Origin of the sequence: Comamonas sp. lk, assembly GCF_900564145.1 — a bacterium.
Taxonomy (GTDB): domain Bacteria; phylum Pseudomonadota; class Gammaproteobacteria; order Burkholderiales; family Burkholderiaceae_C; genus Comamonas.
In genome coordinates this window covers 518,936-539,743 of the sequence record NZ_UOOB01000002.1, presented here as the reverse complement: position 1 = coordinate 539,743, position 20,808 = coordinate 518,936, and the positions used below count along the sequence as shown (strand labels likewise).

The 20,808-nt window shown below is 62.0% G+C and carries 22 protein-coding genes; 11 read left to right on the top strand and 11 right to left on the bottom strand.

The window, feature by feature from the left end; translation table 11 throughout:
* Nucleotides 1-47: 47 nt before the first annotated feature.
* Nucleotides 48-1,457 carry an ATP-dependent RNA helicase DbpA gene (dbpA, locus tag EAO39_RS21265; protein WP_120971664.1) on the top strand — a complete coding sequence of 470 codons (1,410 nt, stop codon included), beginning with the start codon at nucleotides 48-50 and terminating at the stop codon, nucleotides 1,455-1,457.
* A gap of 99 nt (nucleotides 1,458-1,556) precedes the next feature.
* On the opposite strand, the gene EAO39_RS21260 is transcribed toward dbpA, so the two are convergent.
* The 3 genes from EAO39_RS21260 to EAO39_RS21250 all read right to left on the bottom strand — a co-directional run bounded on the left by EAO39_RS21260 (nucleotide 1,557) and on the right by EAO39_RS21250 (nucleotide 3,750).
* Nucleotides 1,557-2,345 carry a sulfite exporter TauE/SafE family protein gene (locus EAO39_RS21260; protein WP_240467156.1) on the bottom strand — a complete coding sequence of 263 codons (789 nt, stop codon included), beginning with the start codon at nucleotides 2,343-2,345 and terminating at the stop codon, nucleotides 1,557-1,559.
* Between the two features lie 126 nt (nucleotides 2,346-2,471).
* Nucleotides 2,472-2,783: a hypothetical protein gene (locus tag EAO39_RS21255; RefSeq protein ID WP_120971663.1), complete on the bottom strand. Its 312-nt coding sequence runs from the start codon at nucleotides 2,781-2,783 to the stop codon at nucleotides 2,472-2,474.
* Between the two features lie 67 nt (nucleotides 2,784-2,850).
* Nucleotides 2,851-3,750, bottom strand: a complete 900-nt coding sequence (locus tag EAO39_RS21250; protein WP_120971662.1) for an MBL fold metallo-hydrolase — start codon at nucleotides 3,748-3,750, stop codon at nucleotides 2,851-2,853.
* Between the two features lie 79 nt (nucleotides 3,751-3,829).
* On the opposite strand from EAO39_RS21250, the gene EAO39_RS21245 reads away from it, so the two are divergent.
* From EAO39_RS21245 to EAO39_RS21235, 3 genes are read left to right on the top strand one after another with little or no spacing between them, the layout of a single operon-like run.
* Entirely contained in the window at nucleotides 3,830-4,165 is a 336-nt protein-coding gene (locus EAO39_RS21245; RefSeq protein WP_120971661.1) for a metalloregulator ArsR/SmtB family transcription factor, read from the top strand.
* A gap of 20 nt (nucleotides 4,166-4,185) precedes the next feature.
* Complete coding sequence (locus tag EAO39_RS21240) at nucleotides 4,186-4,632, top strand: YeeE/YedE thiosulfate transporter family protein (RefSeq protein WP_120971920.1); 447 nt, start codon at nucleotides 4,186-4,188, stop codon at nucleotides 4,630-4,632.
* A 2-nt stretch (nucleotides 4,633-4,634) separates the two neighbouring features.
* Nucleotides 4,635-5,063, top strand: a complete 429-nt coding sequence (locus EAO39_RS21235; protein ID WP_120971660.1) for a YeeE/YedE family protein — start codon at nucleotides 4,635-4,637, stop codon at nucleotides 5,061-5,063.
* A 114-nt stretch (nucleotides 5,064-5,177) separates the two neighbouring features.
* Here EAO39_RS21235 and ybeY read toward each other — a convergent pair whose 3' ends face one another.
* Both ybeY and EAO39_RS21225 read right to left on the bottom strand, forming a co-directional pair.
* On the bottom strand, nucleotides 5,178-5,639 hold the full coding sequence (gene ybeY, locus EAO39_RS21230; RefSeq protein WP_120971659.1) for an rRNA maturation RNase YbeY: 462 nt from the start codon (nucleotides 5,637-5,639) through the stop codon (nucleotides 5,178-5,180).
* A gap of 49 nt (nucleotides 5,640-5,688) precedes the next feature.
* Nucleotides 5,689-6,702: a PhoH family protein gene (locus EAO39_RS21225; RefSeq protein ID WP_120971919.1), complete on the bottom strand. Its 1,014-nt coding sequence runs from the start codon at nucleotides 6,700-6,702 to the stop codon at nucleotides 5,689-5,691.
* Between the two features lie 50 nt (nucleotides 6,703-6,752).
* Here EAO39_RS21225 and ruvA point away from each other — a divergent pair, with 50 nt between their 5' ends.
* Complete coding sequence (gene ruvA, locus EAO39_RS21220) at nucleotides 6,753-7,328, top strand: Holliday junction branch migration protein RuvA (RefSeq protein WP_120971658.1); 576 nt, start codon at nucleotides 6,753-6,755, stop codon at nucleotides 7,326-7,328.
* A gap of 50 nt (nucleotides 7,329-7,378) precedes the next feature.
* On the top strand, nucleotides 7,379-8,947 hold the full coding sequence (locus tag EAO39_RS21215; RefSeq protein ID WP_120971657.1) for a trypsin-like peptidase domain-containing protein: 1,569 nt from the start codon (nucleotides 7,379-7,381) through the stop codon (nucleotides 8,945-8,947).
* Nucleotides 8,948-8,969: 22 nt separating this feature from the next.
* On the opposite strand, the gene EAO39_RS21210 is transcribed toward EAO39_RS21215, so the two are convergent.
* Nucleotides 8,970-9,509 carry a peroxiredoxin gene (locus EAO39_RS21210; RefSeq protein ID WP_120971656.1) on the bottom strand — a complete coding sequence of 180 codons (540 nt, stop codon included), beginning with the start codon at nucleotides 9,507-9,509 and terminating at the stop codon, nucleotides 8,970-8,972.
* A 131-nt stretch (nucleotides 9,510-9,640) separates the two neighbouring features.
* On the opposite strand from EAO39_RS21210, the gene ruvB reads away from it, so the two are divergent.
* The gene (gene ruvB, locus EAO39_RS21205) at nucleotides 9,641-10,747 is read left to right on the top strand and encodes a Holliday junction branch migration DNA helicase RuvB (protein WP_120971655.1); all 1,107 of its coding nucleotides are present in this window, start codon (nucleotides 9,641-9,643) and stop codon (nucleotides 10,745-10,747) included.
* Between the two features lie 87 nt (nucleotides 10,748-10,834).
* On the opposite strand, the gene EAO39_RS21200 is transcribed toward ruvB, so the two are convergent.
* The 4 genes from EAO39_RS21200 to EAO39_RS21185 form a co-directional block, all read right to left on the bottom strand.
* Complete coding sequence (locus tag EAO39_RS21200; protein ID WP_120971654.1) at nucleotides 10,835-11,554, bottom strand: MgtC/SapB family protein; 720 nt, start codon at nucleotides 11,552-11,554, stop codon at nucleotides 10,835-10,837.
* A gap of 17 nt (nucleotides 11,555-11,571) precedes the next feature.
* Entirely contained in the window at nucleotides 11,572-14,316 is a 2,745-nt protein-coding gene (gene mgtA / locus EAO39_RS21195) for a magnesium-translocating P-type ATPase (RefSeq protein ID WP_120971653.1), read from the bottom strand.
* Between the two features lie 12 nt (nucleotides 14,317-14,328).
* Nucleotides 14,329-14,730, bottom strand: a complete 402-nt coding sequence (locus EAO39_RS21190) for a hypothetical protein (RefSeq protein ID WP_120971652.1) — start codon at nucleotides 14,728-14,730, stop codon at nucleotides 14,329-14,331.
* A gap of 226 nt (nucleotides 14,731-14,956) precedes the next feature.
* Nucleotides 14,957-15,172, bottom strand: a complete 216-nt coding sequence (locus EAO39_RS21185) for a hypothetical protein (protein WP_120971651.1) — start codon at nucleotides 15,170-15,172, stop codon at nucleotides 14,957-14,959.
* A 35-nt stretch (nucleotides 15,173-15,207) separates the two neighbouring features.
* Between EAO39_RS21185 and EAO39_RS21180 the strand changes: the two genes are divergently transcribed.
* On the top strand, nucleotides 15,208-15,552 hold the full coding sequence (locus EAO39_RS21180) for a hypothetical protein (protein ID WP_120971650.1): 345 nt from the start codon (nucleotides 15,208-15,210) through the stop codon (nucleotides 15,550-15,552).
* Nucleotides 15,553-15,598: 46 nt separating this feature from the next.
* On the opposite strand, the gene EAO39_RS21175 is transcribed toward EAO39_RS21180, so the two are convergent.
* Nucleotides 15,599-17,404 (bottom strand): lysoplasmalogenase family protein, encoded by a 1,806-nt coding sequence (locus tag EAO39_RS21175; protein ID WP_120971649.1) that lies wholly within the window; start codon nucleotides 17,402-17,404, stop codon nucleotides 15,599-15,601.
* 296 nt (nucleotides 17,405-17,700) lie between these two features.
* Here EAO39_RS21175 and EAO39_RS21170 point away from each other — a divergent pair, with 296 nt between their 5' ends.
* From EAO39_RS21170 to EAO39_RS21160, 3 genes are read left to right on the top strand one after another with little or no spacing between them, the layout of a single operon-like run.
* Nucleotides 17,701-18,696: a tripartite tricarboxylate transporter substrate binding protein gene (locus EAO39_RS21170; RefSeq protein WP_120971648.1), complete on the top strand. Its 996-nt coding sequence runs from the start codon at nucleotides 17,701-17,703 to the stop codon at nucleotides 18,694-18,696.
* 3 nt (nucleotides 18,697-18,699) lie between these two features.
* On the top strand, nucleotides 18,700-19,929 hold the full coding sequence (locus EAO39_RS21165; RefSeq protein ID WP_120971647.1) for a M20 aminoacylase family protein: 1,230 nt from the start codon (nucleotides 18,700-18,702) through the stop codon (nucleotides 19,927-19,929).
* A gap of 8 nt (nucleotides 19,930-19,937) precedes the next feature.
* Nucleotides 19,938-20,675 (top strand): phosphoribosyltransferase, encoded by a 738-nt coding sequence (locus EAO39_RS21160; protein ID WP_120971646.1) that lies wholly within the window; start codon nucleotides 19,938-19,940, stop codon nucleotides 20,673-20,675.
* Nucleotides 20,676-20,808 lie beyond the last annotated feature (133 nt).

Genomic DNA, 20,808 nt, shown 5'->3' with positions numbered 1-20,808 from the left:
CGATGGCACAAGGCTTTTCCGGCGCAGGCCCGGGATAATCCGCTCCTATGAATACCTCCACCAGCGCCGCCAAGGCCACTGATACCACCGCTTTCTCGGCGCTGCCCCTGTCTCCTGAAATGCTGGGCAACCTGCAGCAGCTGGGCTACACGCAGATGACGCCGATTCAGGCCGCCAGCCTGCCGTTGACGCTGCAGGGCAAAGACCTGATCGCCCAGGCCAGCACCGGTAGCGGCAAGACTGCGGCCTTCGGCCTGCCCATGGTCGATCGCCTGAACCCGCGCTGGTTTGCCGTGCAGGCTCTGGTCCTGTGCCCCACGCGCGAACTGGCCGATCAGGTGGCTACCGAAATCCGCCGTCTGGCCCGTGCCCAGGACAATATCAAGGTCGTCACCGTCTATGGCGGCGTGCCCTCGCGCAACCAGATCGCCAGCCTGGAAAACGGAGCCCACATCGTCGTCGGCACACCCGGTCGCGTGATGGACCTGATGGAGCGCGGAAAGCTGGATATCGCCAACCTCAAGACTCTGGTGCTGGACGAGGCCGATCGCATGCTGGACATGGGTTTTCTGTCCGACATCGAAACCGTGGTGCGCCAGTGCCCGGCCGATCGCCAGACCCTGTTGTTCTCGGCCACATACCCCGAAGGCATTGCCGGACTGGCCAACCGTTTCATGCGCGATCCGCAAATGGTCAAGGTGGCCGCCCAGCACAGTGCCGGCAAGATCCAGCAGCGCTGGTATGAAGTCGGCGCCCGCGAAAAAGTGGAGACGGTTGCCAAGCTGCTGGCGCATTTCCGCCCCGAATCGACAATTGCCTTTTGCAACACCAAGCAGCAGTGCCGCGACGTGGTCAATGCCTTGCAGGCCCAGGGCTTCAGCGCGCTGGCGCTGTTTGGCGAGCTGGAGCAGCGCGAGCGCGATGAAGTGCTGGTGCAGTTTGCCAACAAGAGCTGCAGCGTGCTGGTGGCTACCGACGTGGCCGCACGTGGCCTGGATATCGCCGATCTGTCGGCGGTGATCAATGTGGACGTGACGCCCGATTCCGAGGTGCATATTCACCGCATTGGCCGCACCGGCCGCGGCGATGCCGAAGGTCTGGCGCTGAATCTGGTGTCCATGGACGAAATGGGCAGCGTGGGCAAGATCGAACAGCTGCAAGGCCGTGCCTCCGAGTTCTTTCCCGTGGAAGAACTCACGCCCGCCGCCGGTGGCGAGCTGCTGCCACCCATGATGACCATCCAGATCATCGGCGGGCGCAAGGAAAAAATCCGCGCTGGCGACGTGATGGGGGCCATGTGCGCCGATTTTGGCTACAGCCGCGACCAGATCGGCAAGATCAGCGTGAACGACTTTTCCACCTATGTGGCGGTGGATCGCAAGATCGCTGCCCAGGCCTGCGCCAAGCTCAACGGCGGCAAGGTCAAGGGCAAGACGGTCAAAGCCCGTCTTCTCTAAAAACAAGCAAAATTAGCCTGTAGCGCTTATGTATAAAGCGCATGAAGCTCACAAAAAAGCCTTCTCGGACTGAGAAGGCTTTTTGCTTTGGGGCCGCGCTCAGCCCTTGGCGAAAAACAGCCCCGCCATCACCAGGCCTGTCGCCACAATGCACCAGCGCAGAATAGGTGCGGGAATCTTGCGTGCCACGCGTGCGCCGCCGTAGCCGCCTGCGGTAGCGGCAATCATCATCAGCAGGGCCAGCTTCCATTGCACAATGCCGCCCGCGGCGTAGATCACCACGGCAATGGCGGTGAGCAGGGCCGAGACCAGATTCTTCATGCCATTCATGGCGTTGAGTTGGGTCTGGCCTAGCAGGCCGAACAAGGCCAGCAGCAAAATGCCCAGGCCTCCGTTGAAATAGCCGCCGTAGATGGCGACTATCAGCATGCCCGCAGCGGCCTTGGTCACCGATGGGACGGCGTGGGCGGTATTCTTACCCGATGCCCAGGCGCGCAACTGCGGGCCGAAGGCGAACATGGCGGTGGCGGCCAGCAGCAGCCAGGGCACGACTTTGCGGAAGGTGGCATCCGGCGTGAACAGCAGCAGCGCCGCCCCGGCCGAGCCGCCAATCAGCGAGAGCAGCACGATTTGCCGCAATGACAGGCCCGGCGGCGGCCGCATGTCTTCGCGAAAGCCCCAGGCTCCGGCCATATAACCGGGCAGCAGGGCCACGGTGCCGGTGGCGTTGGCCACCACGGGCGGCACGCCGGTGAAGACCAGGGCCGGCAGCGTCAGAAAACTGCCGCCGCCGGCCACGGCATTGAGTGCGCCGGCGACGAAGGCTGCGCCCAGCAGCAAAGCGATATGTGTCCACGGGCCCATGCCCAGGGTGGCCAGGATGTCCATTTTTGTCTCTCCCTCGGTTTTTTATGCTTGCAAGAGAGCGATCTTAGTGGCTGCTCAGCTGAGTGACGCATGGGCAAAAGACAAAGCACTGCCGGGTGAGGAAGGTGCCGTGCGCGGTGTCGGTGCTCAGGAGCGCAGATAGACCCAGCCCTGGGTTTGCAAACGTGCCAGTGCCAGCACGGCCGGGCCGTCCAGCTTTTGCAGCGGTGCGCGCAGTTCGCGCTGCAGGTTCTGCAAGGTATTGGGGCATAGCCAGGTCAGGCCGTCAGTGGCTTCGTGTGCCGCATCCAGGGCCGCGGCCACGCCGCCGGCGTTGGTGATGATGCGAATCTGGGTGGCGGGCTCGGCCCGCAGAGCGTTGACGGCATTCATGCGGGCGCGTTGCAGGCCTTCGGCATCCGTGGCATGCAGCAGGATTTTCAGAGCATCGGTGGTCATGGCTTGGGCATTTCCTTGAGGTTCACAAAGACGCCATCATGCCGTCTGCGCAGACTATGCCGTCGTATCAAACTCCGTCAGCAGGCTTCTTATCGCCCAGAAAGGCATTGATGGGGATTTGCAGATAGCTGCGGCCGTCGCTGTCTGCCGGCGGCAATTTGCCGGCGCGCAGATTGACCTGTACCGCAGGCAGGATCAGCGTGGGCATGGCCAGCGTGGCATCGCGCGCATTGCGCATGGCGACAAACTCGGCTTCGCTGATGCCTTCGCTGACATGGATGCTGCGCTGTATTTGATCGACCACGCGGCACATGCAGTCGGGCGCACGGCCGTTGGGCGGGTAGTCGTGGCAGACAAACAGGCGGGTGCTTTCGGGCAGGGACAGGATGCGCTGGATGGAGCGGTACAGACTGACCGCATCGCCGCCGGGAAAATCGGCGCGGGCCGTGCCCACATCGGGCAGAAACAAGGTGTCGCCCACAAACACGGCGTCCTGGACCTGAAACGCCATATCGGCTGGCGTGTGGCCGGGCAGGTGCAGAGCCGTCACCTCCAGGTCGCCCACCTGAAAGCGTTCGCCGTCGTGCAGCAGATGGTCAAACTGGCTGCCGTTGGGCAGAAAGCCGGGCTCGAAGTGAAAGATGCGGCTGAACATTTTCTGCACGGACTGGATGTGCTCGCCAATGGCAATCTTGCCGCCCAGATGGTGGCGTATGTGCTGGGCGCCCGAGAGATGGTCGGCGTGGGCATGGGTCTCCAGAATCCACTGCAGCTGCCAGCCCTGTGCCCGCAGATAGTCAATGATGCGGTCGGACGAGGCACTGGTCAGCGTGCCCGACTGGGCTTCGAAGTCCAGCACGGGATCGATCACGGCGGCCTGGCCTGCCCCCGTGTCCGCCAGCACATAGCTCACCGTGCCGGTGACGGTATCGAAGAAGGGTTCGATGTGCATGGTCTGCATGTTCAATCTCTTGGGATGGCAATCAATATACTTTTAAATATAATATATGGAGGTAATTTGAAGTGTCGTGAAAGATCTTAAAACCATGAGTGATGACAGCGAGCAGGCACCGGCTTTGGACCTGGCGGCCATGCGCGCCCATGCGGGCGAGGCGGTGGCCATGCTCAAAGTGCTGGGCAATGAGGACCGGCTGCTACTGCTATGCCAGATCGCGCAGCAGCCGCGCACCGTGGGCGAGCTGGAGCAGCTCACGGGCATCGGCCAGCCTACGCTGTCGCAGCAGCTGGGCGTGCTGCGCCGTGAAGGCCTGGTCAGCACCGAGCGCGAAGGCAAGTTCATACGCTACCAAGCCGCAGATGCACGCGCTCTGCAGCTGATGGAACTGGTGCACCAGCTGTTTTGTGAGGGAGAGCCGAAATGACCACAGGCATGGCTACCGGCATGGGGATTGCCTGGGAGGCATTCACGCCCTTCGCCTCGCTGGCCGGCGGCCTGCTGATCGGTCTGGCCGCTGCGCTGCTGCTGGTATTGCTGGGGCGTGTTGCCGGCATCAGCGGCATCGTCGGCCAGTTGTTGCAGTCCAGCGGCTGGGGCAGCGCTGCCCAATGGGGCTGGCGTGCCGCCTTTGTGCTGGGCCTGTTGCTGGCGCCCTGGGTGTGGCAGCGGTTCGCACCCTTGCCGGCGATGGACATGCCCTCCAATCCGCTGCTGATTGTTGCCGCCGGTCTGCTGGTGGGCTTTGGCACGCGCCTGGGTTCGGGCTGCACCAGCGGCCATGGTGTCTGCGGTCTGTCGCGTTTGTCGCCGCGTTCGCTGGCCGCCACCCTGGTGTTCATGGCAGCGGGGGCTGCCACCGTGTTTGTGCTGCGTCACGTCCTGGGAGGCTGAAAATGCAAGCTGTTTTCACTTCCATGGTGGCTTTGATTTCCGGTCTGGTGTTGGGTCTGGGGCTTTTGCTTTCGGGCATGGGCAACCCGGCCAAGGTGCAGAATTTTCTGGATGTCTTGGGCCGCTGGGATCCGTCTCTGGCCCTGGTCATGGGCGGGGCGATTGCCGTGGGCTTGCCGGCGTTTGCCTGGGCCCGCAAGCGCAAGACCGCACTGCTGGGCGAGCCCATGGACCTGCCCACGGCCAGCCGCGTCGATGCCAGGCTGCTGAGCGGCGCGGCACTGTTCGGCATGGGCTGGGGTCTGGCCGGTTTTTGCCCCGGGCCGGCGCTGATGAATCTGGCCACGGGTCGCTCCGAAGTCTGGCTGTTTGTGGCGGCCATGGTGGTGGGCATGCTGGCCCAGCATGCATGGGCCAGGCGTCCGTCTTGAAGCCATGAGCCAAACAGGGCAGAACAGGACTGAAGCGCCTGATTAGGTTGCGCTGCTTGCTATCAAAACAAAAGACTCCCTGGGGAGTCTTTTGTTGTTCAGGCCGTGCGATCGTCAGTCCTTGGCGTAGGGGTCGGAAAAACCCAGCTCTTGCATGATGTCGGTCTCGTAGGACTCCATCTCCTCGGCATCTTCATCGCTGGTTTCATGGTCCCAGCCCTGGGCGTGCAAGGTGCCGTGCACCAGCAAATGGGCGTAATGCTCTTCCAGCGACTTGTTCTGCTCCTGGGCTTCGCGCTCCACCACCGGGGCGCACAGCACCAGATCGGCCATCGCCGTGGGCTCTTGCTGGTAGTCAAAGGTCAGCACATTGGTCGCGTAGTCCTTTTTACGGAATTCGCGGTTCAGGCGCTGGCCTTCTTCGGCATCGACGATGCGCACGGTGATCTCGGCATCCACGGCCAGCGCATGGCGAATCCAGCGCGTGACCTTGCTGCGGCTCAGTAGCTCGCGGTGGGCAGCCGCTTCGGGAAAGCGGCCGAATTGCAGGGACAGTTGCAGTTGATTTAAAGACATTTTGGCTTGTAGTGCTTATGCAATAAGCGCAATCAGCTATGGATTTTGATTAGAGCTCGTTGCTGTTGGGCAGGGGACGGGCGACTCGGGTACTGGTGGCGCGCACCTTGGGTGCTGTTGTTCCTTCGGACACGCGGCCGCGCGCTTCGTAGGCATCCACAATGCGGGCCACCAGTGGGTGACGCACCACGTCGGCACTGGTGAAGTGATTGATGGAGATGCCTTTGACGCGCCTGAGCACGCGCTCGGCATCGATCAGCCCGCTGGGTGCGCCCTTGGGCAGGTCGATCTGGCTGACGTCGCCGGTGACCACGGCCTTGGCGCCAAAGCCGATGCGGGTCAGGAACATCTTCATCTGCTCGGGCGTGGTGTTCTGGGCTTCGTCCAGAATCACAAAAGCGTTGTTCAGCGTGCGTCCGCGCATAAAGGCCAGGGGGGCGATTTCCAGCACATTGCGCTCGAAGGCCTTTTGCACCTTGTCATAGCCCATCAGGTCATACAGCGCGTCGTAGAGCGGGCGCAGATAGGGATCGACCTTCTGCGTCAGATCGCCGGGCAGAAAGCCCAGGCGCTCGCCGGCTTCCACGGCCGGGCGGGTCAGCACGATGCGCTGCACATTGTTGCGCTCCAGCGCATCCACGGCGCAGGCTACGGCCAGATAAGTCTTGCCCGTGCCCGCCGGGCCTATGCCCAGGGTGATGTCGTGCTGGGCGATGTTCTCCAGGTACAGGGCCTGGTTAGGCGTGCGCGCCCGCAGATCGGCGCGGCGGGTGCTCAGCTGGGGGGCGTCCAGGGGCGCTTCCAGCATTTCGGTATCGCCGGCCAGCATGAGCTGCAAGGTATCGTCGGGGATCACTTCGTCGGCCATCTCATACAGAGCCTGCAGCAATTCCAGTGCGGCATTGACCTTGGCCTTGGGACCGTCAATCTTGAACTGTTCATGTCGGTGCGCAATCCTGACGGCGAGCGCAATTTCGACGGTGCGCAGGTGCGCGTCGGCCGGGCCGCACAGGTGCGTCAGACGGTTGTTGTTGTGTGGTGTGAATGTGTGGCGCAGGATCACGCGGATAATTTCTCGCAAAGAATGGCCGCACAGTGCGGCAAAGGACTTCAATGATAGGCAAATTGACTGGAACGCTGCTGGAAAAAAACCCGCCTGAGGTATTGGTGGACTGCGGCGGTGTCGGCTACGAGGTGCAAGTGCCCATGAGCACCTTCTACAACCTGCCGGCCAACGGAGCCAAGGTCGCCTTGCTCACCCACTTTGTGGTGCGCGAGGATGCACAGCTGCTGTTTGGCTTTGCCACAGCCCGCGAGCGTCAGACCTTTCGCGAACTCATCAAGATTACTGGCATAGGCCCGCGCATGGCGCTGGCAGTCTTGAGTGGAATGAGCATCGATGATCTCGCGGATGCGGTATCACAGCAGGAGGCAGGGCGATTGGTCAAGGTGCCGGGCATAGGTAAAAAGACGGCCGAGCGACTATTGCTGGAGCTCAAAGGGAAAATTGGTGCCGATACAGGCGCGCTATCACTATTTTCTGTCAATAGCGAACACAATGATATTCAGCAGGCGCTGATGGCGCTGGGCTACTCGGACAAGGAGGCGTCGGCCGCTCTCAAGAAGCTTCCCGCTGATGTGGGGGTGAGTGAGGGCATCAAGCTCGCGCTGAAGGCATTGAGCAAATAGTCTCGCGGCTCAGGGGGCCAGAGCTATTGCGACTTGACGGAGAACGCAACATGAATTGGTTGACGCAAGGCAGACGCATGGCTCCCCGTTATGCGAGTGTGGTGGTGTTGCTGCTGGCCGCTTGCGGTGGCGGCGGTGGAGGCAGCGGAGGCGGAGATGGGGGCGGCGGAGGAGGCGGTGGCGGCTCGGTTGGCACAGGTGGCACAACCGGAGACGGCGTTACCGTCGATGTGGAGCTCACCACGCCCACGGGCCCGCCCAAGGCCTATGTGCTCGATTCTCTGGTCTTGCCGGCAGCGGCCGCAGCGTCGGCCAGAAGTACGGTGCAGTCTTCCGCAGCCGTGAGGCCCAAACCTGCGCTGCTGACATTGCCGCAATGGAACGATGCCCCGCCGGTGCCCATGCCGGTGCCGGGTGTGCCCATGCAGATCGGTGCGCCGCGAATTTTGACTTCCACCCAGACGGTAGGCGGCATGGCGCAGGTGCTGCAGTGGTCGCCGGCGCCCGACGGCGGCCAGGTCGGTGCCATCAGCTTCACCTCCGTCGGCGCTTTCGGCCTGCGTCTGGGTCTGGTGGTCGAAGGCTTGCCCGATAGCGCCAGGATTCATCTGTATCGGCAGGACCGGAGTCAAACCGGCTTTGAAACCACGGGCAAGGCCATCAATGAAGTGCTGGCCCGTAACCGTGCTGTAGACGGCAATACCCAGGCCGCAGCAACCTGGTGGTCCCCCGATCTGGGTGCGGACGAGGTCACGCTGGAAATCGGCTTGCCTGCCGGCGTTCCCGCTTCGCAGCTGCGGATCTCCATTCCCCGGTTGACGCATGCCTATGTCAATCTCTCGCTGCCTACCGAAGCGGATCTGCAGGCGCGTTATGACACCAGGAATGTGGGCGATGCTGCCTCGTGCGAGCTGGATGCCAGCTGTGCCGACCAGTACGCCACCGAGCGCAATGCCGTGGCGCGGATGAGTTACGTGGACACGGATCGTTTCTATTACTACTGCACGGGTTCGCTGCTGAACAATACCAAGCTCGACTACACGCCGTATTTTCTGTCGGCCAACCACTGTATCTCCACGCAGGCTGCAGCCAGCTCGCTGCGCACGGACTGGTTCTTTCGCTCAGCCAGTTGCAACAGTGTCGAGCCCCATCCCCAGGCTGCCACACGCCAGCGAGGCGCCAGGCTGCTCTATGCCACCTCGGTGACCGATGCCACGCTGCTGCTGCTCAATGAAGCCCCACCGGCCGGTGTGACCCTGGCCGGCTGGGATGCACGCGGACCGACCGCGAAGGGCGCTGCTGTCTATACCCTGCACCAGCCGCAAGGCGATTGGCTCAAATATGCCGAAGGCCAGGCGCAGAGCTACCGCAACTGCACGGTGAGCGGCGGTAGCGTGAGCTGCAGTGACGGGAATGCCCAAAGCAATTTTCTGGACGTAGTCTGGAGCAAAGGCATTACCGAGCGCGGCAGCAGCGGCTCGCCTCTGTTTGTCAACGGCCGCGTGGTCGGCGCTTTGTCCGGCGGCAGCAGTGCCTGCTCGGTGAAAGGCGGTGCCGATATCTATAGCCGCTTTGACAAGGCCTTCAGCGACACCATAGGTAACTGGCTGGCGCAGTAGCGCTGCCAACCGGGGCCGGCCGTCATTTGCCGGCCAGTCGCTTGACGGCAGCCTGGGTCTGCGCCACATGCTCCAGCGGGTCTGCGCTGGTATGCGCAAACTTCACCTTGCCATCCTGGCCTATCACATAGGAGATGCGGTCGGCCCGCTCGGGGCTGGCCGCAGCCGCTGCGTCATAGGCCTTGATGGTGGTCGCCTTGGGGTCGGAGGCCACGGCAAACTGGTCGCGACAGGCTTCGGTGGAAAAGCGCTTCAAGGTGTCTATATCGTCGTGCGACATACCCACCACGGTGGCCCCCATGGCCGCAAACCGCGGTGTAGCCTCGGCAAAAGCATGGGCCTCCAGCGTGCAGCCCTGGGTGAAGGCCTTGGGGAAGAAATACAGCACCACCGGCCCCTTCTTCAGGGCGGCCGCCATGTCGAAATCAAAAGCCTTGCCTGCCACGGCGGCAGGCGCCCTGAACGTGGGGGCGACATCGCCCACCTTCAAAGCGGCTTGCACGGTAGCAGTGCAGAGCAGGGCGGCGGTACAGACCAGAGTGCGTAGGCTGGAAGTCGGCATGCAGTTTCCTGAAAGTGGTTGCCGCCCATTGTGCGCAAACCCGGACGATCCAGGGTCAGGCAACTGTGGGTTTTGGTTGCTACCTGTATTTTTAATCAGTGGTAATGCCCGCTTAGGGCACAATCTGCGGCATGACGATTCATGTGGACGAATTTGCGGCCAGCCCCGCCCCTGGACAACCCGCACGCAAGGCACGTGGCGAGGCCGGCGACCCATCAGCCGCTGCGCCGCGCATGGTGTCGGCTGGGCATTCGTCCGTGGGCGAGGAAGCGCTGGAACGCGCTCTGCGCCCCAAGCTGCTCGATGAATACGTGGGCCAGACCAAGGCCCGCGAGCAGCTGGAAATCTTTATCGGCGCTGCCAAAAAGCGCAGCGAAGCGCTGGACCATGTGCTGCTGTTCGGCCCGCCAGGGCTGGGCAAGACCACGCTGAGCCACATCATTGCGGCCGAGCTGGGCGTGAATCTGCGCCAGACCAGCGGCCCGGTGCTGGAAAAACCCAAGGATCTGGCAGCACTGCTGACCAATCTGGAGGCCAACGATGTGCTGTTCATCGATGAAATCCACCGCTTGAGCCCCGTGGTCGAGGAAATCCTCTACCCGGCGCTGGAGGACTACCAGATCGACATCATGATTGGCGAAGGTCCGGCGGCGCGTTCCATCAAGCTCGATCTGCAGCCTTTCACGCTGGTGGGGGCCACCACGCGGGCCGGCATGTTGACCAATCCGCTGCGCGACCGCTTCGGCATCGTGGCGCGGCTGGAGTTCTACACCTCCGAGGAGCTGTCGCGCATCGTGCGCCGCAGCGCCGGCCTGCTCAAGGCACCGATTGACGACGAAGGCTGTTTTGAAATCGCCCGCCGCTCGCGCGGCACGCCGCGTATTGCCAACCGCCTGCTGCGCCGCGTGCGCGACTATGCCGATGTCAAAAGCGATGGCCGCATCACCCGCGAGATTGCAGACCTGGCCCTGGCCATGCTGGACGTGGACCCGCAAGGCTTTGATGTGATGGACAGAAAGCTGCTCGAAGCCGTGGTGCATCGCTTTGATGGCGGACCGGTGGGGCTGGACAATATCGCCGCCAGCATTGGTGAGGAGTCCGGCACCATTGAGGATGTGATTGAGCCCTATCTGATTCAGCAGGGCTTTTTGCAGCGCACGCCGCGCGGGCGCATGGCGACCAAGGCCGCCTATCTGCACCTGGGCCTGCCTGCGCCGGGCGACGATGCATCGACATAAGCGCTCAAACTGGCGCGCCCCATATCAGAGTCGATTCGCAGCGAAGTCGCCGTCCCATAGGGAAAGCCGCGTCAGCGGCTAAGGGAGTCAATTGTTTTGCGGACCTGCGCTCCAGAACGCTTGCAGCACGCCGGGCAGGGCTTCAATCTGGGTGATGACCTGATCCAGCTCCTGTGCATGGACAGCCGTGGCAAACAGTTCGGCCTCGATTTCTGTTTTGTTGGGCTGGATGTCGTGCTTTTCCACCGTGCGCACCGGATAGTTGGCCGCCTCCAGCAGCTCCTGAATCTGTTCGCGCACATCCGCCTGAGCGTCTTGCTGGCAAATTGCATAAAAATAGTAAGTGGCTTCGCCAGCATGCTCGGCCACCGGGTGGCGGTTGATGTAGTTGACCACCGGGCGCAGCAAGGTGTTGCTGGCCAGAACGAACAAGGTGGCGATGCCGGCCTCGGGCAGCAGGCCCGAACCGGCGCAGGCACCTACGGCGGCCGAACCCCATAGCGTGGCGGCAGTGTTCAGCCCCGTGATGTTGGCGCCTTCCTTCATGATGGCGCCCGCGCCCAGAAAGCCCACACCGGAGACCACATAGGAGATCACGCGGGTGGCACCCTCCGCACCCGCGAGGCGCATGGCCAGATCGACAAATACGGCTGCGCCCAGGGCCACCAGGGTGTTGGTTCTAAGACCGGCGGTGCGCTGGCGTATCTGGCGCTCCAGGCCAATGATGCCGCCGCAGACAAAGGCGACGAACAGGCACAGCACCGTGTTCATGGTGGCCGCCAACTGAAAGCTTTGTAGAGATTGCATGAGATGTCGTGTGTTGCTTATTGCCAGCCAAAGCGGCGGATGTAGTAACGCTTGGCCAAAGTGGTGAGAGCAGCATAGGCCAGCAGGATGACCAGCAGCCATAGAAAGTAGCTGGCGGGCAGGGTCTGGAGCTTGAAGTAGCTGGCCAGAGGACCCATGGGAAGAAAAATGCCTATGGCCATGATGACGCCCGTCATGATCAGCAGCGGCCAGGAGGCACGGCTTTGCACAAATGCAATCTTGGGCGTGCGGATCATGTGCACGATCAGTGTCTGCGTCAGCAAACCCACCACGAACCATCCCGACTGGAACAGGGTTTGCTGCTCTGGCGTGTTGGCATGAAAGACCCACCACATCAGGGCGAAAGTAGTCACATCAAACAGCGAGCTGATCGGGCCAAAGAACATCATGAAGCGACCCAAGTCCTGCGGGTTCCAGTGCAAGGGCCTGGCAACGAGTTCCTCGTCTACATGGTCAAAAGGGATGGCAATCTGCGAGATGTCATAGAGCAGGTTTTGCATCAGCAGCTGCATGGGCAGCATGGGCAGGAACGGAATGAAGGCCGAGGCGATCAGCACCGAGAACACATTGCCGAAATTGGAGCTGGCCGTCATGCGTATGTACTTGAGCATGTTGCTGAAGGTGCGCCGTCCTTCCACCACGCCTTGCTCCAGCACCAGCAGGCTTTTTTCCAGCAAGATGATGTCGGCGGCCTCCTTGGCAATATCCACGGCGCTGTCCACGCTGATGCCGATATCGGCCGCACGCAGGGCGGGCGCGTCGTTGATGCCATCGCCCATGAATCCCGTGATGTGGCCGTTGGCGCGCAGAGCCTGCACGATGCGTTCCTTGTGCAGCGGCGTGAGTTTGGCAAACAAGACCTGTTGATCCACCACGCTGCGAAGCGTGGCCTCATCCATGGCCTCGATGGTGCTGCCCAACAGGACGGAATCCACTTGCAGGCCCACATCGCGGCATACCTTGCGGGCCACCAGTTCGTTGTCGCCGGTGAGAACCTTCACGGCCACGCCGTGCTGCAGCAGCGCGGCAATGGCCGCAGGGGTGGATTCCTTGGGGGGGTCCAGAAAAGCCACATAGCCGATCAAGGTGAGTTCTGCCTCGTCGCCAATGCCATAGGTGTTTTTGTCGGGCGGCACTTCCTTCATGGCCACGGCCACCACACGCAGCCCTTCGTGGTTCAGTCCCTCGGTCACGGCGAGCACCTGGCTGCGACGCTCCGGAGTCAGCTCCAGCAGTGCATCACCCTGGCGCAGCCGCGTGCACACCTGCAGAATTTCCTCGACTGCACCCTTGCAGATCAGTTCATGGTGGTGGTTGCGTTCGGCCACGACCACGGACATGCGTCTGCGCTGAAAGTCAAACGGTATCTCGTCCACCTTGCGATAGTCTTCGCTGACATGCAGCTGTGGCTGCAGCTCCACATGTTCCAGCACGGCGTGATCCAGCAGGTTTTTCAGGCCGGTCTGGTAGTAGCTGTTCAGATAGGCGAACTGCAGCACCTCGTCGCTGGGTTGTCCCAGTACATCGGTATGGCGCTCCAGTGCGATCCTGTCCTGGGTCAGGGTTCCGGTCTTGTCGGTGCAAAGCACGTCCATGGCGCCAAAATTCTGAATGGCATCCAGCCGCTTGACCACCACTTTCTGCCGAGATAAAGCCACGGCGCCCTTGGCCAGGGTGGTTGTCACAATCATGGGCAGCATCTCGGGCGTCAGGCCCACGGCAACCGACAGGGCAAACAAAAAGGCCTCGCCCCAATCGCCCTTGGTATAGCCGTTGATGAACAGCACCACGGGGACCATGACGGCTGCAAAGCGGATCAGCAGCCAGCTGACGCTGTTGACACCTTTTTCGAATGCGGTCGGTGCACGGTCGCTGTGCGTGACGCGCGTGGCTAAAGTTCCAAAGTAGGTGTGATTGCCGGTGGCAATCACCAAGGCGGTGGCCGCGCCAGACACCACATTGCTACCCATGAAGAGCAGATTGCCGGCTTCCAGCACCGACGCTGCTTGCCCTGAGTCGCCCACTGTCGCGAATTTCTCTACGGGCAGCGATTCGCCGGTCATGGCGGCCTGGCTGACAAAAAGATCCTTGGCACTCAGCACACGGCAGTCGGCGGGAATCATGTCGCCGGCAGACAGCACCACCACATCACCCGGAACCATATCGCGCAGCGGGATCTCGTGAGTCTGGGCATCCGGGTTCAGGCCGCTGTCCTGAAAGACCGCAGGTGTTGCCGGATCGTCGGCTCTGCGCCGCACCGTGGCTTTGTTGCTGACCAAGGCCTGCAGGCGCGCGGCCGCCCGGTTGGATTTTCCTTCCTGGACAAAGCGCAGCAAGGTGGACAGCAGCACCATGGAGCCTATGACGACGGTGGCTTTTTCGTCTTCTGTGACATAGGACACGATGGCCAGCACCGTCAGCAGCAGATTGAACGGATTCTTGTAGCAATGCCACAGGTGCAGCCAGGCGGGTAGCGGTTTTTCGTGCGCGACCTCATTGGGCCCTAGCTGTGAGAGCAGGTATTGGGCCTGTGAATGGGTCAGCCCCTTGGTGCTGCTGTCCAGCTGTGTCAGCAACTGAGCGGCATCGCTTTGCGCGGCATGTTGTAGCCCCCTGTTCAGTTCCTGGGGGATGCTTTCGTCGGGCAGCGGCCCGCGCCCAGGCATGAGATGGCGTTCAAACAGGCCGGCAAAGCGACGGCTGCGCAGGAAAGCGTGAAACAGGTTTTTGAGAATTCGCATGGCCGCTTCCTCTCAGTTGTCTGCATGGTGCGTCAAGCGTGGGCGCAGCCATGACAGCGGATGACGCCATTGCTTCATGAAACGCTGAAAAAGCCGACGCCGCGCAGGCTGTTGGCAGCGCTGCGTCAAATTCCACTGTTTTTGAGCATGGCGTGGCAATTCTGCATGGATGCTGAGACGCTGCTCTGGATTGAGTAGCGAAAGCAGATCGGCACGCTGGCGCGAATTCAGGCAAATCAGTGCCTGGGCCATCAGGGCGCTGTCATGGCGCTGTGCCAGATGCCGCAGCACGTCGGTGCGGCGCTCGGCAAGCGCGGTGCTGAGAGCGTAATGCAGGCTGTGGTGGGTGGCGTTGCTGCCTATGGGAGCCGAGGTGGTGTGTTGGTGCCGGTTCAGAAAATGCAGGGCTTGCATGGGGTGAACTCCTTGGGGCGCAGCCGCAGGAGTTCAGCACCTGGCGTGACGCATCAGTTGCTGTGATCGCTGCGGGTTGCAGGGGGGAGAGCTGCGTGACGCCCAAAGGTGAACACGCAGGCGGGAGTACGCGCCATCACGGGCGCGCCGCTAGATCGACTCGGATCGGGGTCCATACCTGTTCCTTTCAAGAGGGGAATAAGCCGCTGCACAAAGCGTGCAGCGCTCAGCGGTGCTTGGCGCTCAAAAAGCTGCGAATGCGGTGCGTGGGCCAGCTGGTTTGCGCATCAAGCACCTGGGTCGAGCACAGGCTGTCTATGCAAAGGTCTGGGGCGGCGGCGCTTGTCGCGCAGCGGCTGGCCTCATCCCTGCGATGCGGCTTGCCGGCGGTGCTCAAACGGGGCAACAGCTGGCGTAGCGAATGGGCGATGCGATAGGTCATGGCGTTCTCCTGGCTGAGGCTGGGGGAGTGACCCAATGGCAATGCAGCGCAAACGTTTCAGCGCGGTCGTGTTCCACGCACAACAAGGCGAGGCTCAGACATCGGCGCTAAAAATCTCAGTGAAATGGCAAAGCCGCATCGGTTTTTCTGTGCGCTTCAGATGCGAGGAGCACACCATGGCTGCCGCAGCGATGGCAATTCTGCGCAGCAAGGCGCAGGCATCTCTGTGGAGAAAAACAGGGGATTTGCGAAAAATCGCAGGGCAAGGGAGCGGGGCTGCCGGTGCAGGCTCCCGGTCCGGGGGAGTCTGTCAGACGGCCAGCAGCGCAGCCATTGCGGCTTGCGTTAAATCACTGGTTGAACTGGCACTGTCCACGTAGGGACTCCTTGAATTGCGAAGCGCTAATTATCGCCTCGCTACCGGTATCAGGTCAAACCCGAGGGGGATGCCATGCCCGTCGATATGCTGCCCGCTTCTTCACTGGATGAGGTCGAGTCGCGCCTTTTCAAGCTGCCTTGCACAATCAAAGCCTGAGCCAGGTAGTAGCTGCTGAGCACCCAGATGGCAGACCAGGGCAGGGGCTGCACAAAGCGGTTGATGGCCAGAATCGAGTCGCTGAGCATGAAAAAACTGGCTCCCAGGGCGACCAGCAAAGTGCCGCGATTTGGCTGCACCCGGTAGCAGCCCCAGGCCTGGGCTGCCATGGTGGCTATCACGCCGACATAGGCCAGCACGGGAATGCGCAGTTCGGCGGGCAGGCCGCCTTGCCATAGATAGCCGTACATGGTCAGGGCGATGAGTCCAATCAAAACCATCGCCCTGCGGTTGGCAAACCATGGGGCGTTTTGCTTGAACAAGGCGATGTAGCAAAGATGGGCAAGTAAAAAGCTCACCAGCCCCGGAATGAACAGCCCATCCAGCATCAGAAAGACATCGCCCAGCATGGAGAGCGCCAGTGCTGCCAGCAGCCAGTGCTTTGCAGATTTGGAATGTTTTTGTGCTGTTCCCTTTTCGAATTCAGCGTATGTAGCTACATAAAAAATAGTAAAAACCATGGTCGCCGGTTTGAACAGCCAGTGCCATTCCTGCCAGCCCAGGGCTGCCGTGGCGGTGGCCAGAGCGCCCGATTGCAGCATCAACGCCATCCATGCGCCTATGCGTGCCTGCATGACGGCGCCAAGCGCCCACTGGCTGGTCAGCAGCACGCCAAACCAGATCAGATTGTTGGCCAGTGGCGACTGGTCCGCATTCCAGAGAAAAAACGAGGTGCCGGCCACCAGGACGACAAACTGCAGGCTGGCAAACCAGCGCAGCCGTTGGCTCATGGCGGGAGCGAAGAGTGTGCGGTGGGCGTCCAGATCAAAGGCCGGCTTGGGAAAGCGCTGAGCTACATCGGCCGGCCGCCAGCCCGGCGGCTTGAGCCAGATCCGGAGCTTGTCCGCCCAGTTTCTTGCGTGCCAGCTGTCATGGGCCAGCTGGCGGTACACGGTGGTATTGGCCCACAGCGGGTCCCAGCTGTTGAGCAGACCGCGCGTGCCGTAGACGCAGGGCTCGCGCTCGTCTTCTGCCTTGAAAGTGCCAAACAGCCGGTCCCAGAAGATGAAGATGCCGCCGTAGTTTCGGTCCAGATATCGGTCGTTGACGGCATGGTGCACGCGGTGATTGCTGGGTGAGCAGAACCAGCGGTCAAACCAGCCCAGCTTTTTGACCTGCTCGGTATGCACCCAGAATTGGTAGAGCAGATCGATGAGGCCGACCACGGCAAACACCAGAGGCGGCACGCCGGCCAGTGCCATGGGCAGATAGAAAATCCAGCCCAGCAGGGCGCCGGAGCTGGTCTGGCGCAGGGCGGTGGAGAGGTTGTAGGCCTGGCTCTGGTGGTGCACGGCGTGTGCCGCCCAGAGCGCGCCGACCTCATGGCCCATGCGGTGCAGCCAGTAATAGCAAAAATCGTAGAACACCAGAGCCAGCAGCCAGCCGGGCAGACTCAGCCAGAAGGCATCATTGATCCACAGGGCCGCATGGCTGGCGATGGCGGTGTAAATGCCCAGAGTCAGCAGCTTGGTGAAGACGGCGCTGGTCTGGCTCAGCACGCCCAGGTTGAGCGAGCTGATGGCATCGGCCAGGGCATAGGCATTGCGCCCACGTCGCAGGCTGATCCACCATTCGATGGCGATCAGCCCGAAGAACACCGGTGTGGCGAGAACAATGACTTGACTGGGTGTGAGCATGGCTGTTGATTCTCATCAGTCGCCATACCGCGCCCGCCCCGCATATTCCCCAATGCCAAAGACTGACCCATTTGTCTAAGGTGAACTACGCTTGCTAAGTAGTTCCTTTTATGTATTGCGGTTCGGTGCGCTGGGATAATCGCAGCCAGGCCCATAGGCCGGGAGATCGCTGCAATACGCAGTGGACTGTCTTCCCGGCTGTGCATTCAGCTGCAAGCTGCAGAGGCACCATAGCGATGGTGCGCACTGTGACGCTTGCACCTTCGTCTCCGACTCCGCTATCACGCTGCCAGCCCATGCTCACTTCACGTCGCACTTTTGTCGCCAGCTCCGCCTTGATGGTGGCCGCCACCCTGTCCGCTCCTGTCGCCCTGGCTGCTCCAGATGCATGGCCGGCCTCCAAGCCCATCACCCTGATCGTGCCCTTCAGCGCCGGTGGCAATGTGGACACCACGGCCCGTCTGATCGGCCAGAAGCTGGGTGAGCGACTCAAGCAAGCCGTGGTGGTCGACAACGTGCCTGGTGCCGGCGGTGTGCTGGGTGTGAGCAAGGCCGTGAAATCACCGGCCGACGGCTACACCTTGCTTATGGGTTTTGACGGCCCCATCAGCATTGCCCAACTGGTGAATTCCGCCGTGAGGTATGACGCCGAGCGAGATCTGATTCCCGTGGGGCTGGTCACCATCGCCCCCGTGGTGGCCGTGGCCCGTCCGGGTCTGCCCGCGCACAATCTGAGCGAGCTGATTGCTCTGGCCCGCTCCAAGCCCGGCAGCCTGACCTATGCCACCTCGGGTGTGGGCACCATGCTGCATCTGTCCATGGAAATGCTGCAGGAGCACGCCAAGGTCAAGCTGGTGCACGTGCCCTACCGTGGCGGCGCCCAGATCACCAGCGATGTGATGGGCGGCCAGGTTGACGTGGGCATGCTGGTGACCACCAGCGCCACCCCCATGATCCAGCAGAAAAAGCTGGAAGGCCTGGGCGTGACCTCGGCCAAGCGCATAGAGGCCATTCCCCAGGTGCCCACGTTTGGCGAGACCCCCGAGCTCAAAGGCTTTGACCTCAATACCTGGACCGGACTGTTTGCCCCGAGCAAGACGCCGCCAGCGGTGGTGACGCGTCTGGCCTCCGAGCTGGATGCCGTGCTCAGGCTGCCCGAAGTGAGAAAGCGCCTGGAAGACGGCGGCGCCACGCCGGGTTCTGGCACGCCGGCCAGCTTTGCCCAGTTTCTGCAAAAAGAAAAGCAGGGCTATGCCCAGATCGTCAAGTCTGCACATATCCAGGCGGAATAAGCCATGACTGCACCGCTCAACCTGGTTCACGCCGAAATCCACCCGCCGGTCTTGCCCGAGGTGGCGGCCATTGCGCCTGTCATGCTGGCCCTGCGCCACGATCTGCACGCCCACCCCGAGCTGGCCTATGAGGAGCACCGAACGGGCGACATCGTGGCCGCCAAGCTGGCTGAATGGGGCTACGAGGTGCATCGCGGCTTGGGCGATACCGGCGTGGTCGGCACGCTGTGCTGCGGCGATCATGCGAATGGTCAATCCTCAGGCAAGCGCCTGGGCCTGCGCGCCGACATGGATGCGCTGCCTATCCGCGAGACCACCGGCCTGCCCTATGCCAGCCGGCATGAGGGCAAGATGCACGCCTGCGGCCATGACGGCCACACGGCCACGCTGCTGGCGGCCGCCCAGGTGCTGGCGCGGCACAAGGACCAGCTCAATGGCACGCTGAATCTGATTTTTCAGCCCGCCGAAGAAGGCCATGGCGGCGCTCAGAAGATGGTCGATCAAGGCCTGTTTGATCTCTTCCCCTGCGACGCGCTCTACGCTTTTCACAACGAGCCCGGTTACCCTGCGGGCCAGTTCGGTTTTCGCGCTGGCGTGATGTATTCCAGCTCGGACACGGCCATCATCACCATTCGCGGCAAAGGCGGCCACGGTGCCATGCCCCATGTGGCGGTGGACCCGATTGTGGTGGCCTCGCATCTGGTGCTGGCGCTGCAAACCATACGCTCGCGCGAGATCGACCCCAATGACATGGCCGTGGTCAGCATCGGAGCCATCCATGCCGGCGATGCGCCCAATGTGATTCCCGAAACCTGCGAGCTGCGCATCACCATCCGCGCCCGCGATCCCGGCGTGCGCGAACTGCTGCGTGAACGCATCACCGCCATGGCCCACGCCCAGGCCGCCGTACATCGCGCTACCGCCGAGGTGGAATACAAATGGCGTTACCCGCCCGTCATGAATGATGCGGCCGCTACGGATTTTGCAGTGGGCGTGGCGCGTGAGTTTCTGGGCGATGCCTGGCTGATCCCGAATCTGCAGCCGCTGCAGGCCAGCGATGACTTTGCCATCATGCTCAACGCCGTGCCCGGCAATTACTTCATTGTCGGCAATGGCATGGGAGAGGGCGGCTGCATGGTGCACAACGCAGCCTATGACTTCAACGACAACCTGCTGCCGGTGACTGCCTCCTACTGGGTCAAGCTGGCTGAAGCCTATCTGCGTCGCGACTGAGTTTTTGTATGCATCCCATTGATTTGACAGGCCAGCATCTGCCCGGCTTTGACGCCACCACCGACTACTGGCAAACCACGGTGACCGAAGCCGAGCTGGCCCAGTCGCTGCTGCCGCCTTATGCCCGCAGCTATCCGGCCCTGCTGCCCGACGGCCGCTATCTGCTGCTGCCGCTGCGCGGCATGCCTTCCAGCCCGGATCGTTGCGTGGCCTCGCTGATCGCCAACCAGGCGTCGATCGACGTGGTCGAGCAACTGGCGCTGCATATGGCGGATGCGGCCAGTGCACACGCTTTTGATGTGGTCGTAGGCCTGCCCACGCTGGGTCTGGCCTTTGCGCCGCTGGTGGCCAAGCAGCTGGGCCACAGCCGCTATGTGCCGCTGGGCTATTCGCGCAAATACTGGTATCGCGATGAGCTGGCCGAGCCCGTCAGCTCCATCACCACGCCGGGCAAGGGCAAGCTGCTGTATGTGGACCCCAACCAGCTGCCGCTGCTCACGGGCAAGCGCGTGCTGGTGGTCGATGACGCGGTCAGCAGCGGCACCACCATGGTCTCTGGGATCAAGCTGCTGGAGCGCTGCGGCGCCGAGGTAGCCGCCATTGCCGTGGCCATGCGCCAGGGTGTGCAGTGGCAGCAAAAACTGATGCGTGCCGATGGCAGTGCCATTCCAGTGGTCGCTGCCTACGACTGCCCACGCATGGAAAAGCGGGCCGACGGCTGGTGGCCTGAAGGCGCTGTGAGCTAGAAAAAACAGAGCGGCTGGCGCTTTTGTTGTTTGGGTTTCAAAGATGAATTCATCTGAAATCGATAAAGATAAAACGCAGTAAGCTCTCGTTTTAATAGCTTAATGTCAAGCCGATGCACGGCATTCACCCAGG